This is a genomic window from Nocardia sp. NBC_01730, from assembly GCF_035920445.1.
Classification (GTDB): Bacteria; Actinomycetota; Actinomycetes; order Mycobacteriales; family Mycobacteriaceae; genus Nocardia.
The window spans coordinates 344,656-357,845 of the sequence record NZ_CP109162.1; the positions used below are offsets into that span (position 1 = coordinate 344,656).

At 68.0% G+C, this 13,190-nt stretch carries 13 protein-coding genes and 1 riboswitch; of the genes, 8 read left to right on the top strand and 5 right to left on the bottom strand.

Going from position 1 to position 13,190, the window contains the following annotated elements:
- Positions 1–18 precede the first annotated feature (18 nt).
- From gcvH to gcvP, 7 genes are all read left to right on the top strand, one after another.
- The gene (gene gcvH, locus OHB12_RS01580) at positions 19–417 is read left to right on the top strand and encodes a glycine cleavage system protein GcvH (RefSeq protein ID WP_327115452.1); all 399 of its coding nucleotides are present in this window, start codon (positions 19–21) and stop codon (positions 415–417) included.
- Between the two features lie 168 nt (positions 418–585).
- On the top strand, positions 586–1,071 hold the full coding sequence (gene garA, locus OHB12_RS01585) for a glycogen accumulation regulator GarA (RefSeq protein ID WP_327115454.1): 486 nt from the start codon (positions 586–588) through the stop codon (positions 1,069–1,071).
- 94 nt (positions 1,072–1,165) lie between these two features.
- On the top strand, positions 1,166–1,960 hold the full coding sequence (gene ftsR, locus OHB12_RS01590; protein ID WP_327120832.1) for a transcriptional regulator FtsR: 795 nt from the start codon (positions 1,166–1,168) through the stop codon (positions 1,958–1,960).
- A 159-nt stretch (positions 1,961–2,119) separates the two neighbouring features.
- The gene (locus OHB12_RS01595; protein WP_327115456.1) at positions 2,120–2,593 is read left to right on the top strand and encodes a bifunctional nuclease family protein; all 474 of its coding nucleotides are present in this window, start codon (positions 2,120–2,122) and stop codon (positions 2,591–2,593) included.
- A gap of 188 nt (positions 2,594–2,781) precedes the next feature.
- Positions 2,782–3,339, top strand: coding sequence for a MerR family transcriptional regulator (locus tag OHB12_RS01600; protein ID WP_327115458.1), 558 nt, complete (start codon positions 2,782–2,784; stop codon positions 3,337–3,339).
- A gap of 180 nt (positions 3,340–3,519) precedes the next feature.
- Positions 3,520–4,875: a M14 family zinc carboxypeptidase gene (locus tag OHB12_RS01605; protein WP_327115460.1), complete on the top strand. Its 1,356-nt coding sequence runs from the start codon at positions 3,520–3,522 to the stop codon at positions 4,873–4,875.
- 95 nt (positions 4,876–4,970) lie between these two features.
- Positions 4,971–5,070: riboswitch (glycine riboswitch) on the top strand.
- Positions 5,071–5,224: 154 nt separating this feature from the next.
- Positions 5,225–8,059, top strand: coding sequence for an aminomethyl-transferring glycine dehydrogenase (gcvP, locus tag OHB12_RS01610; protein ID WP_442799934.1), 2,835 nt, complete (start codon positions 5,225–5,227; stop codon positions 8,057–8,059).
- Here gcvP and OHB12_RS01615 read toward each other — a convergent pair.
- The 4 genes from OHB12_RS01615 to OHB12_RS01630 form a co-directional block, all read right to left on the bottom strand.
- Positions 8,046–9,710 carry a VWA domain-containing protein gene (locus OHB12_RS01615; protein ID WP_327115464.1) on the bottom strand — a complete coding sequence of 555 codons (1,665 nt, stop codon included), beginning with the start codon at positions 9,708–9,710 and terminating at the stop codon, positions 8,046–8,048. The two genes, gcvP and OHB12_RS01615, sit on opposite strands and share 14 nt — an antisense overlap.
- 118 nt (positions 9,711–9,828) lie before the next feature.
- Positions 9,829–10,101, bottom strand: coding sequence for a WhiB family transcriptional regulator (locus OHB12_RS01620; protein ID WP_327115466.1), 273 nt, complete (start codon positions 10,099–10,101; stop codon positions 9,829–9,831).
- A 28-nt stretch (positions 10,102–10,129) separates the two neighbouring features.
- Entirely contained in the window at positions 10,130–10,675 is a 546-nt protein-coding gene (locus OHB12_RS01625) for an HNH endonuclease (protein ID WP_327115468.1), read from the bottom strand.
- 56 nt (positions 10,676–10,731) lie between these two features.
- On the bottom strand, positions 10,732–10,917 hold the full coding sequence (locus tag OHB12_RS01630; protein ID WP_327115470.1) for a hypothetical protein: 186 nt from the start codon (positions 10,915–10,917) through the stop codon (positions 10,732–10,734).
- 540 nt (positions 10,918–11,457) lie between these two features.
- Here OHB12_RS01630 and OHB12_RS01635 point away from each other — a divergent pair.
- Entirely contained in the window at positions 11,458–11,808 is a 351-nt protein-coding gene (locus OHB12_RS01635) for a hypothetical protein (RefSeq protein WP_327115472.1), read from the top strand.
- 92 nt (positions 11,809–11,900) lie between these two features.
- On the opposite strand, the gene OHB12_RS01640 is transcribed toward OHB12_RS01635, so the two are convergent.
- Positions 11,901–13,190, bottom strand: coding sequence for an acyl-CoA dehydrogenase family protein (locus OHB12_RS01640; RefSeq protein WP_327115474.1), 1,290 nt, complete (start codon positions 13,188–13,190; stop codon positions 11,901–11,903).

Sequence of the window (13,190 nt, forward strand, 5' to 3'; positions counted from 1 at the left end):
CAAACGAAAGGACGGCCTGTGACCCAGACCCCCGAGGATCTGCGCTACACCGAGGAGCACGAGTGGGTTCGCCGGATCGCCCCGACCCGGGTTCGGGTGGGCATTACCGACTACGCCCAGTCTCAACTCGGTGACGTTGTGTTCGTACAGTTGCCTCAGACGGACACGGACGTGGCCGCCGAGGACAGCATCGCGGAGGTGGAGTCGACCAAGAGCGTGTCCGACATCTACGCGCCGCTGAGCGCGAAAGTCGTTGCGGTGAACGAGAAGTTGACCTCGAAGCCGGAGACGTTGAACACCGATCCCTACGGTGAGGGGTGGCTGTTCGAGCTGGAGGCGAGCGACGCGGAGCGCCTGGATGCGACGCTCGGTGAACTGCTGGATGCCGCCGGTTATCAAGGAGTTATCGGGGGCTGAATCAGCCTTCCCAGTTCTACCTGCACGGGTGCGGCCCGGCAGGGTACGGTCAATGCCAATAGACGTATCCGGCGGTTGTGCCGGGAGTCCAGGCACTCGAGGGCAGGTCGTGGTGCCAGAGGTATCACCTGCTTGCATGGATAATCAGGTTCGAGGAGGAGAGAAACGGTGAGCGAGAACAAAGACCCGGGTTACGGGGAGACCGCGGCCGAGACGACGTCGGTCTTCCGCGCGGATTTCCTGAACGAGGTCGACGCGTCGCGCGCCGCAGAGACGACCGGCGAGCAGCCGGTCCAAGGGGTCGAGGGTCTGCCCGTTGGCGCGGCCCTTCTGGTCGTCAAACGCGGCCCGAACGCGGGCTCGCGGTTCCTGCTGGATCAGCCGACCACGTCGGCGGGGCGCCACCCCGACAGTGACATTTTTCTCGACGACGTCACTGTCAGCCGTCGGCACGCCGAGTTCCGTCAGGACGACGATTCGTTCCAGGTCGTCGACGTAGGCAGCCTAAACGGCACCTATGTGAACCGGGAGCCGGTCGACTCGTCGGAGCTGCAGAACGGTGACGAGGTGCAGATCGGCAAGTTCCGGCTGGTGTTCCTGACCGGACCGCGCGCGCAGGTGACCGACTCGTCGGCGGGTGCGGGCAGTCTATGACAACGAGGGCGCTGGGTCTCACACCTCATGAAAGGCTCGGGGTCATGAAGGACCTGGCGCGGTGACCGGTGCGGCGCAGTGGGCCCGCGGAGGTATGTCGATCGGCTCCGTGCTCGACCTGCTGCGCCCCGACTTTCCCGACGTCACCATCTCGAAGATCCGCTTCTTGGAAGCGGAGGGCCTGATCCGGCCGGAGCGGACGCCCTCGGGCTACCGCAGATTTTCCGTCGCGGATGTCGAACGGCTCCGGTTCGTACTGACCGCGCAACGCGATCAGTACCTGCCGCTGAAGGTGATCAAGGAGCAGCTCGAGGCGATCGACAGCGGTGCGGCGACGCTCGGTGTGCGGGAAGCGCGCGCCCGGGCGCACGTCGGTGCCGCGGAGTCCGGGCACGTGTCGCCGGACGCGGAGCATCCCGCTTCGGCTGCCGAGCGTGGCGCGCGCCAGGTGGCGGCGCCACGTAGGCTCGGCGTCGTGCCGAGCGAGATCTCGCCGGATGATCTGCGGTTCGATCCGGAAATCCGCGTCACCCGGACGGATCTGCTCGACCAGGCCGAGATCGATGAGAAGTTTCTCAACGACCTGATCCGCGCCAACCTGATCACGCCGGGACCAGCGGGGTACTTCGACGCCGACGCGGTCACGCTGGCGAAGGCCGCGCGGGCGATGGCCGAATTCGGTTTGGAGGCAAGGCATCTGCGCGCGTTCAAGCTCGCCGCCGATCGCGAGGCCGCGCTCGTCGCGCAGATCGCCGCCCCGATTGCGAAGAGCCGCGACGCGGGTGCGCGAGCCCGCGCGGAGGAGACGGTGCGGGAACTGGCGGCGCTGTCGCTGACCTTGCACACCTGTCTGGTCAAGGCTTCGGTCCGGAGTTCGCTGGGCGGTTGAGCCCCCCGTCGGTTCCGGCCCGCGGGTTTCGCCGAGCCAACACGCCGATTTCGGCTGTGCACACGGATCGCTGCACCCGTGCTGGTTCGCTTAGACTCGTGGTACGGCGAGCTCTGCAGCGGTCATGCCGGGCTGGCGGCGAGTATGGGAGGCAGTGCGATGAGCGAAATGCGCGTGATCGGCATCCGTGTCGAGCAGCCACAGAACCAGCCCGTGCTGTTGCTCCGCGAGGTCGCGGGGGATCGGTATCTGCCGATCTGGATCGGGCAGGCCGAAGCGACGGCGATCGTGCTCGAGCAGGAGGGGGTGACCCCGATCCGCCCGTTGACGCACGATCTGATCAAGGTCCTGATCACCGAGCTCGGGCACACGCTCAAGGAGGTCAGGATCGTCGACCTCCAAGAGGGCACGTTCTACGCGGACCTGGTCTTCGAGAACGATCTGCGGATCTCGGCGCGCCCGTCCGATTCGATTGCGATCGCCTTGCGGGTTGGTTGCCCGATCTATGCCGAGGAGCCTGTCCTCGAGGAGGCCGGGCTGGTCATGCCGGACGAGCGCGAGGACGAGGTGGAGAAGTTCAAGGAATTTCTCGAGTCGGTGTCACCGGATGACTTCAAGGCGACCGACAGCTGAAGTAGAGGTCGAGACTTTTACCGCGCGTCGCGTTTGGCTCGATGAGGGCGCTCCCTGGACAATCGAAGGGAGTAATCTCGACAGTTGGGGCCACGTCCGTTTCGGCCGGATCCGACCCGGTTCGGCCACCAACGGAGCCGGGTCATCGATGAGGCTGTGAATGCGTCGGCGAAGCAAGGGAGTGGTCAGTGGCAGAGCAATCGCAGGATGTGGTACAGCCAGGCCTGTTCCCGGACGACTCGGTACCTGACGACCTGGTCGGCTATCGCGTGCCCAGCGCATGCCAGGTGGCCGGGATCACCTACCGGCAACTCGACTACTGGGCTCGCACCGGTTTGGTCGTGCCCTCCGTTCGTGGCGCCGCCGGCTCGGGTAGTCAGCGGTTGTACTCGTTCAAGGACATCCTGGTCCTCAAGATCGTCAAGCGGCTGCTGGACGCGGGCATCTCGCTGCAGAACATCCGCATCGCCGTCGACCATCTACGCAGCCGCGGCGTGCAGGATCTGGCGGGCATCACGCTCTTCTCCGACGGCACCTCGGTCTACGAGTGCACCTCGCCCGAGGAGGTCGTCGATTTACTGCAGGGCGGGCAGGGTGTCTTCGGGATCGCCGTCAGCGGTGCCATGCGCGAGTTGACCGGCGCGATCGCCAATTTCCCCGCGGAACGGGCGTCGGCCGTCACCGAACGCCCCGAGGACGAGCTGTCCTTCCGCCGCAAGGCGCGGATGAACCGCAAGACGGGCTAGGTCCGGTCGCCGCTCGATGAGCGCGATCGGAGCGACTGCTCTCTCGATCGCGGCGTTTCGGATGACAATCGAAGCGCTCCCACGGCCGGGACATGCATGCATCCTCCCCGGCCGTGGTGCGCCGGTAGGTGCCGTCGCGGACGATCGTATGCGTACCGCGACGGCGAGGAGGGGGCCGTCGTGCGAGTCGGTGACGACATCACCGAGTTGGTGGGGCCGATCGGCCGGATCAGCGCATTCCCGACGGTGGACGAGCTGAACGGATTCGCTGACGCGCTGTCCGCGGCCCATCCGGACCGGATATCGAGCACCGAGATCGGGCGATCGCGTGGCGGTGATCCGATCCGTGAGGTGCGGGTAGGTGCGGGCCGACAGCACATCCTGGTGTTCGGCAATCCGCACCCGAACGAGCCCATCGGAATGGCCACGATCCGTCATCTGCTCGGCAGGATGGCTGAGGACGATGCGCTCACGCTCGGCGCCACCTGGCATTTCGTGCTGTGCGTCGACCCGGACGGAACTCGGCTCAACGAAAGCTGGTTCGCGGGTCCGCATACCAGGACCGGTGTCGCCCGCGGCTTCTATCGCCCGCCTGCGGTGGAACAGCCGGAATGGTGCTTTCCCACTGTGTGGCGCGGCCATCCCGTCGGTGTCCCCATGCCGGAGACCAAGGCGCTGATGACACTGATCGACCGCACCCGGCCGGCCCTGATCGCTTCGCTGCACAATGCGGAGTTCGGCGGCGGTTTCTTCTACACCACCGGTGGTGACCCCGAGTACTGGTCGGCGCTGACCGAGCGGCTCGTCGCCGCGGACGTGCCGATCTATCACGGCCAACCCGACGCGCCCGGTGCACGCACCGTGGCGCAGGGGGTCTTCGAACTGCCGCGGTTCGACACGATGGCCGACCGGCTCACGGCCCAGGGCGTCGACGCGGTCGCGGCGCTGGGCGGGGGCGGCTGCCGGGACTACGCGGCCCGCTACGGCACGGCGATTCTGGTCTGCGAGCTGCCGCTGTGGGTCGATCCGCGGATCGGCGACGGCTCGGCGGGTGACCGAGTGCTCGGCGACCTGCTCGACGCGACCGCGGCCGACTTCCGTGCGCTGGCCGAGGTCGCGGCCGACGTGCTCGGTCGGGTCTCCGACCGGTTGAGCGGTCGTAGCCCGTTCGAGCGGTCGGTGCGCGCCTTGATCGCCGGGCTGCCCGGTCTCGCGACGAGCAGACAGACTGTGCCAGGGCGGCATCGGATCGCGACCCGCGGCGAGATCTTCGTCGGACAGTACGACTGGACCGCGATGCTGCGACTTCGGCTCGGGGGCATGCTGCTGCGGATGCTCGAGGCGGAATGCCGGCGCGACGGGTCGCCTGTGCTGGCGATGGAACGTGACCGGTTCGCCGCGGTTTTCGCCGGTTGGTGCGCCGACGTCGAGCAGAATGCGCCGGGCGTCCCGATACCGCTGGAGCGGCTGGTGCGAATTCAAGCGGAAGCTATGATGCTCGCGGCGATCCGGCTGCGCCACGGTCTTGCGATCTGAGGCCGCGCACGATCGCGGAGTGATGAGAACGACACAGCTGCGCGGGGTCCTACGGCGCGCTTCGGCGTGGCGTCGGCATTAAACTGACGTTGCGTCGCCGCCGTGCGGGAGAGTCCCGGCTCGACATGAGTCCGGGCGCCGAAGGAGCAGCACCTCCCCGTCAATCTCTCAGGCAACAAGGACCGTGCGGGCTTCGGCGCCTCTGGAAAGTGGTGGCTTCGAGCTGCCCGCCCATGGGGAAAGGGGCTCGGCGAAGGTCGCGCCACCCGAATCTCTCAGGCGCCACGACAGAGGGGGAGGGCTGGTACCCGTCGACCACCGTCGACACCGCCCGACCTTGGGAGCTGCCGTGACTCGCTCATTCGCCGACCGCCACATCGGACCCGACCGGGACGAACTCGCCCGGATCCTGGACGCCGTCGGCGTGCCGTCGCTCGACGAGCTGGCCGCCAAGGCGCTGCCCGCCGGCATCCTGGACAGCACCGGCCTGACCGGACTGCCCGCGGCGGCCACCGAGCACGAGGTGCTGGCCGAGCTGGCCGGGCTCGCACAGGCGAACACCGTGGCCAGCTCGATGATCGGGCTCGGCTACTACGACACGCTGACCCCGCCGGTGCTGGTGCGCAACCTGCTGGAGAACCCGGCCTGGTACACCGCCTACACGCCCTATCAGCCGGAGATCAGCCAGGGCAGACTCGAGGCGCTCATCAACTTCCAGACCATGGTGTCCGAGCTGACCGGAATGGACGTCGCCAATGCGTCCATGCTGGACGAAGCCACCGCCGCCGCCGAGGCGATGACGCTGCTGCATCGCGCGAGCAAGTCCAAGTCCTCGCGCCTGGTCATCGACTCCGATCTGTTCCCGCAGACCAGGACCGTGTTGTTCACCAGGGCCGAGCCGCTCGGCCTCGAGATCGTCGAGGCGGATCTGTCCACCGGCGACCTGCCCGACGGCGAGTTCTTCGGCGTGCTGGCGCAGACGCCCGGTGCCTCCGGTCGCGTCGTGGACTGGACCGGCGTCATCACCGCGGCACACGAGCGCGGTGCGCTGGTCGCGGTGGGCGCGGACCTGCTGGCGATGACGCTCATCACGCCGCCCGGCGAGCAGGGCGTCGACGTGTGCTTCGGCACCACCCAGCGTTTCGGTGTTCCGCTCGGCTACGGTGGTCCGCACGCCGGGTATCTCGCGGTGCGCAAGGCGCAGGCTCGTCAGCTGCCCGGTCGCCTGGTCGGCGTTTCGGTGGACGCAGACGGCGACATCGCATACCGTCTCGCGCTGCAGACCCGTGAGCAGCACATTCGCCGCGAAAAGGCGACCTCCAACATCTGTACCGCGCAGGTGCTGCTGGCCATCGTGGCCGCGATGTACGCCAGCTACCACGGTGCCGAGGGCCTGCGCGCCATCGCCCGCAGGGTGCACGGGCACGCTGCGGCGATCGCGGCGGGGCTGGACGGCGCCGTCGTGTACGACACCTTCTTCGACACCGTGCTCGCATATGTGCCCGGGGGAGCGGAAGCCGTTGTGGCGAAGGCGAAGTCGCGCGGCATCAACCTGCGCCTCGTGGACGCCGACCGCGTCGGTATCGCCTGCGACGAGACGACGACCGACGCGCATGTCGCGGCCGTGCTCGAATCCTTCGGGACCGCGCTGTCGTCCGAGCAGGGCGCGGCCGCCCCGATCGCCGCGATCGAGACCCGCACCTCGAAGTTCCTGACCCATCCCGCGTTCACGAAGTACCACACCGAGACGGCGATGCTCCGCTATCTGCGGTCGCTGTCCGACAAGGACATCGCGTTGGACCGGAGCATGATTCCGCTCGGCTCGTGCACCATGAAGCTCAACGCCACCGCGGAGATGGAGGCCATCACCTGGCCCGGCTTTGCCCGTGTGCACCCGTACGCGCCAGTCGAGGACGCGACCGGACTACTGCGGGTGATATCGGACCTGGAGAACTGGCTGTCGGATATCACGGGCTACGACTCGGTGAGCCTGCAGCCGAACGCGGGCAGTCAGGGCGAGTACGCTGGGCTGCTGGCCATCCGGCGCTACCACCTGGACCGCGGTGACGCCCACCGCGACACCTGCCTCATCCCATCCAGCGCGCACGGCACCAACGCGGCATCGGCGGCCATGGCCGGGCTGCGCGTCGAGGTGGTGAGGTGCCGCGACAACGGGGATGTCGATCTGGACGACCTGCGCGCCAAGATCGCCGACCACGCCGACCGGCTGGCCTGCATCATGATCACCTACCCGTCCACGCATGGGGTGTACGAGCATGAGGTCGCCGAGCTGTGCGCACTCGTGCACGACGCGGGCGGCCAGGTCTACGTGGACGGCGCGAACCTGAACGCTCTGGTCGGCCTCGCTCGTCCGGGCCGGTTCGGCGGCGATGTGAGCCACCTCAACCTGCACAAGACGTTCTGCATCCCGCACGGTGGCGGCGGTCCCGGTGTCGGCCCGGTCGCGGTGCGCGCACACCTGGCGCGGTATCTGCCCGGCGATCCGCTGCAGTCAGGCTCGCACGCGGTGTCGGCGGCGAAGTACGGCTCGGCCTCGATCCTGCCGATCACCTGGGCGTATATCCGCATGATGGGCGCCGACGGCCTGCGCAGGGCCACGCTGTCGGCGATCGCCTCGGCGAACTACATCGCCCGCAGGCTCGACGAGTACTTCCCGGTGCTCTACACCGGTGCGAGCGGCATGGTCGCGCACGAGTGCATCCTCGACCTGCGCGAGATCACGAAGCACACCGGTGTCACCGTCGACGACGTGGCCAAGCGCCTGGCGGACTATGGTTTCCACGCACCGACCATGAGTTTCCCAGTGGCGGGCACGCTCATGGTAGAGCCGACCGAGAGCGAGAACCTCGCCGAGCTGGACGATTTCATCGACGCGATGATCGCCATCCGCGCCGAGATCGACCAGGTCGCTGCGGGAGTGTGGCCGGTGACCGACAACCCGCTGCGCGGTGCGCCGCACACCGCGGCGTCGCTGGTGGGGGAGTGGGGGCATCCCTACAGCCGCGAGCTCGCCGTCTACCCCCGCGGCCTTGCGCACGCCAGGGCCAAGGTGTGGCCGCCGGTACGCCGGGTCGACGGGGCTTATGGCGATCGGAATTTGGTGTGCTCATGCCCGCCGTTGGAGTCTTACGCCGACGGCCCGGGGTCGGCTACGGCGTGGTGAGGGCCTGAACGACGGCGGAGCCGAAGCTGATGTCGTCGGATGTGGCCAGGCGGGTATAGGTGCCGCCGGTCTGCTGCGCCAGGCTTTGGAGGGTCTGGGTGCCGCTGCCGATTACGATCACGTCGATCCGGACCGGGTGGGCGCGGTCGATCGCGGCGGCGATGTCGGCTGCCAGCTTGGTTCCGGTGACGGTCGAGTCGTCCTCGGGTCCGTCGGTGATCAGCAGCACCGAGTTGGTGCGGCCCGGTGCGTACCCGTCGATGGCGCTCTTGTACGCGGCGATCAGGGACGGGTACGCCTGGTCGGAACGAATCTCACTGGGGCGCACGGAATTCAGGGCGGTGCTGATTTTTGTTCGCTGATCGGCGGTGAGCGGCGCCGTGGCGGCCTGCACCTGGTACGGGGCGGCGCCGTCGAGATTCTTGCCGAAGGTCCAGACGCCGAGGCCGAAATCGGGTGGCATGACGGTCATCGTGGAGTTCAGGGCGGCAAGAACATTCGCCAGACGTGTGGTGCCGCCCTCGGTGGTCGCCATGGAGGACGAAACGTCGACCAGGACCGTGGACTGCACGCCGAGAACGGGATTCGCGAGGGTGGCCCGAATCTTGTCGAGGACGGCACGCGGCGGGGCAGCGGCCGCGGACTGCGGTGCGGTGGTGAATCCGGCCGCGAGGAAGTTCTGCGCCTGATTCGGGGCACGCAGGTAGTCGATGAAGCGTCCGGCGATGAGATTCTGCGTCTTGTCCACCCACGGCCCGGACATCAGTGCGGCCGGGTAATCTGCCATCGGCGCGGACCCGGCGGGGCGGAACGCGGCGAGCCCAGGTCGCGCTTTCAGTTGCTGTTCAGTAGCGGCCACCGCGTGAATCGGCGCGTCCTGCGCACCTGCGAGGGCGTCGAGCGCGGCCGCGGTGTCGGACGCCTCAGGAGCGCCTGCGGCGAGCCCGGAAACCGCGGCGACGACCTGACCGGACTGCGCGGCCTCCGCGCTGAGCGGGTCGGTGCCCGACACCGCGGCGCCGACCGCGGTCGCCGCGGCGAGCGTGGCGTCACCCGACGGCAAGGCCATCCGCAGACCGCCCCAGCCGGACAGTCCGAGCTCGCCGAGCGAACCTTGTTGCAGGCGCGGTAGATCCGCCCAGCCGAGCTGGGCCTGCTCCAGCGCGCCGCGCAGATCCTCCGGCACCGCGAGCACGATCGGACTCCCGACTACCGGCACGGGACTGCCCTCGATCAGCCCAGGCACCCGCATCGACTCGATCGAGCGGGTCGAATCGGCGATCCACAGCGCAGGCTGCGGGCCGAGCGCCCGGTCCCACGCTTTGCCGCCGGTGAACGCGGCGACGATCGCCGTGGACGGCTGCGCCGTCACCTCGACCTGCGCGCAGTGGTCGCGTACCCGCGGCTTGGTCGCGTTGTAGCTGTCGGCGACGGCCCGCACCTGCGATGCGATGTCCTGATCGGCGGTCACGTAGAGCGTCGCGGGCCCCTCCACGCACTCGGCCGCCGCCGCGCTGTCCTGATCGGCCGCCCTATCCCGTAGCTGAAACCAGCCGACGACGCTCGCGACGAGTAGCGCAACGGCGACCACTGCGATAACCGGACCTTTGCTGACGCCCCGGGACCTGGTTCCGCTGCGATGAGTGCCCACGCGCTCAGTGTATGGTCACCCGCGGTTGCCCGGATCGGCGAGGTTCCCTCACCTGCGCCGCGGCGGACGGTGCGCGTCGCATGCGATGCCGCGCCTGGCGGGGCGCGACGGCGGATCGTCACTGGCGGATCACGTGTCCACGGTCGAACTCGTGCCCGCCCCAGACACCGGACTGTCCGGTGCGTGCGGCGAATTCACCGCACGCGTCCCGGATCGGGCAGACCGCACAGACTTCGCGCGCATAGTCGAAATCCTGCGAGGGGTATGGGAACCAGGCTTCGTGGTTCGGGTCGCCGCGGCAGGCTGCCCGGTGCCACTCTCGGGAATCCGAGAGTGGGAGCAGGTCGGCCAGGGTCGACTCCGCGACGGTCGTGGTCTCGGTGCGGGTCATCGTGATCTTCTCCTTCCTCGGATCGTGGTCATGTGGTGGCGAGCTGCTTCCAGATCCGCCGTTGCTGTTTGGCGCGGTGGTTGGGCGCCTTCGGCTCCCAGAGCAGGCGCATGCCCGACTCCTCTGGGGTGCGATCGGCCTTGGCCATGTTGCACGGCGCGCAGCAAGCCACCAGGTTGCTCCAAATGTTCGGGCCGCCCCGCGAGCGTGGCCGGATATGGTCCACGGTGTGGGCCCAGCCCGCGCAGTAGCCGCACCGATGGTTGTCCCGGCGCAGCACACCGGCCGGTGTCGCCCGGCTCTCGTCGTGCACCCGCGCGGCGTGTTCGATGTACACATAGCGCAGCAGCCGAATGGTCTCCGGCAGAGCGAGTTCCACGCGCCGAGACCGAATCGGGAAGTGCGGCTCGCGGTCCGCGACCGTCTCCGCCGCTCCGGCGATAAGCAGCACGACAGCCCGGTCGGCACCGATCTCGTCGAGCGCCTCGTAAGAGGCGTTCAGGACCAGCACACCGGTGTGTATCCAGTTGTCGGCGGTCAACACCACCTGATCGGTGGTGCGGCGGAATGGCATGGGAATCACCATGTTTCGTGCGAAATCGAGCGAGAGACGAGAGAGGTGCGCCGGCGTCAGCAGGCGGCCGGGAGGCGGCTGTCGTCCGGTCCGCCGTGCGCTATGCACAACTGCGAGCCGAACGCGTCGCCCGCGGTCGACAACCGCGGCATCGCGTCGGGATCCACCCGATTCGTTTTCTCCGGAATCACTGCCGCCCCTCCTCTCCACTGTTCGGTGACCAGCCTCGATCCGGTGGTCATCGTCGAATCACATGGTGACACAACGTACCCGCCGTTGTCGGGCTATTTTCCGGCGGTGCGTCCCGCGGCCCGATCGGGTGCGTCGAAGCTGCCAGAGGCGGTTCAGACCGGCCGCGGCACGGCAGCGTCGAAGGAGACGTTGAACCTGTGCTCATGGGAGACGAACGCGCCACGGGCGGTGGTGTGTGACTGCGTCGTGGCGCGCTCGAGGTCGGGGGAGCGGAGACGACGGCGCCGCCCCGTCGACCGTGCTGGGCGGTCGTCATTTTTCGGGCTTGCGCCCCACCAAGGGAATGAGGCGGGTGGCGGTGTCAACCGATCGGCGTGTGTCCGAGCAGAACACGACCGGTGAAGTGGGTCTGCTTGGCTCGGGGAAGCGGGTGGAACAGGCAGCCGTGTACGTCACGGTAGCGCATCTCCAATTCGCAGGCAGGACGTGAACTGGAGCCGATCCTGTTCGGCCTCGGCGAATGGGGTGCGCGCTGGACCTTCGGCGACCCGCAGGCCGACGAACTCGACGCGGCGCTGCTGGTGTGGTGGATGCACACCCGCCTGGACACCTCGTCGTTACCGGGCAGGCGTCAGGTGCTGCTGGTGCGCTTCGCCGACGAGCCCCGCCGCTTCTGGATCGTGATCGAGGCAGGCGTGCCGTCGGTGTGCGAGTCCGATCCCGGGTATCCGGTGGATGTCGTCATCAGTTCCGACGTCGGCTCGCTGTACCAGGTGTGGCTGGGCAGGCTGCTGTTGACGCACGCGGTGCGCATGGGTCGCGTGGAGTTCACCGGACCGTCCGCGCTCACCCGGCGGATGCCCTCGGTTCTGCGGTTGAGTCCGGTGGCGGAGTACTCCGATCCGGTGCGTCCCGCTGCTCCGGCCGAGCGCGCGTCGTGATCCAGGGCTCCACATCGAGCGCCGCCGATCCCCAAGGCGCCTGGTCACGATCATGCACGTGCCCGGTGCCGCGAACTGCCTGCCGGGGCGGGTCAGAGGTTTCCGACGATGTGCTCCAACCGTTCGGCCACCAGTTCGCGCGCCTTCTCCCGCAGCGCGGGGCGATACCCGCTCGGGTACACCGGATCGCCGGGCACGTAGTCCTTCAGGACCTCCTTCGCCAGGGTGATCTTGTGCACCTCTGTCGGTCCGTCGGCGATCGCCATCACCTCGGCGTAGCCGAGCATGTCGATGAACGGCAGGTCTTGGCTGACGCCGATCGCGCCGTGCAGGTGCAGCGCGCGCTGGGCCATATCGTGCATCACCTTGGGCATCGCGACCTTGATGGCGGCGATGTCTTTGCGCACCTTCAGGTAGTCCTGCTCCTTGTCGATGCGCCACGCCGTGCGCAGCACCAGTAGCCGGAACTGCTCCATCTCGATCCAGCTGTCGGCGATGCGTTCCTGGGTCATCTGCAGCCCCGCCAGCGGACCGTTGCGCATGCGGCGGGATACCGCGCGCTCGGCCATCATGTCGAAGGCCTTGCGCACCAGGGCGACGGTACGCATCGCGTGATGCACCCGCCCGCCACCCAGACGGGTCTGCGCGACGACGAAGCCCTGCCCCTCGGCGCCGAGCAGATGATCGGCGGGGACGCGGACGTCGGTGAACCGCAAATGGCCCTCGTGCTCGCTGAACCCCGCGACGTGGAAGTTCTTGACGATCTCCAGACCGGGCGTGCCCGCGGGCACGATGAACATCGACATGCCCTGGTACGGGCTGACATCCGGGTTGGTCACCACCATGACGATGTGGAAGCCGGCGAACTGCGCGTTCGAGTTGAACCACTTCTCGCCGTTGATCACCCAGTGATCGCCGTCGCGCACCGCACGGGTGGTGAACAGCGTGGGGTCCGAGCCGCCGGTCGGCTCGGTCATTACATAACAGGAGCCGATCTCACCGGCCAACAACGGCTCCAGATAGATGGCCTTCTGCTCCGGGGTGCCGTAGTGGGCGAGAATCTCCGCGTTGCCGGAGTCCGGTGCCTGGCAACCGAATACCGAGGGCGCCCAGACCGAGGTGCCCAGTACCTCGTTGAGTAACGCGAGTTTCATCTGCCCGTAGCCGGGGCCGCCGAGTTCCGGTCCCAAGTGGCAAGCCCACAGGCCCTGCTCCTTGACCTTCTCCTTCAGCGGGCGCATCAGCGCCATAGCTTCTCGGTCGGTGCGGTCGTAAGGGTTCGGGTACAGCAGGTCGAGCGGTTCCACCTCGGCGCGGACGAACGCTGCCGCCCAGTCCAGCTTCTTCTGGTACTCCGGATCCGTCTCGAAATCCCACGCCAT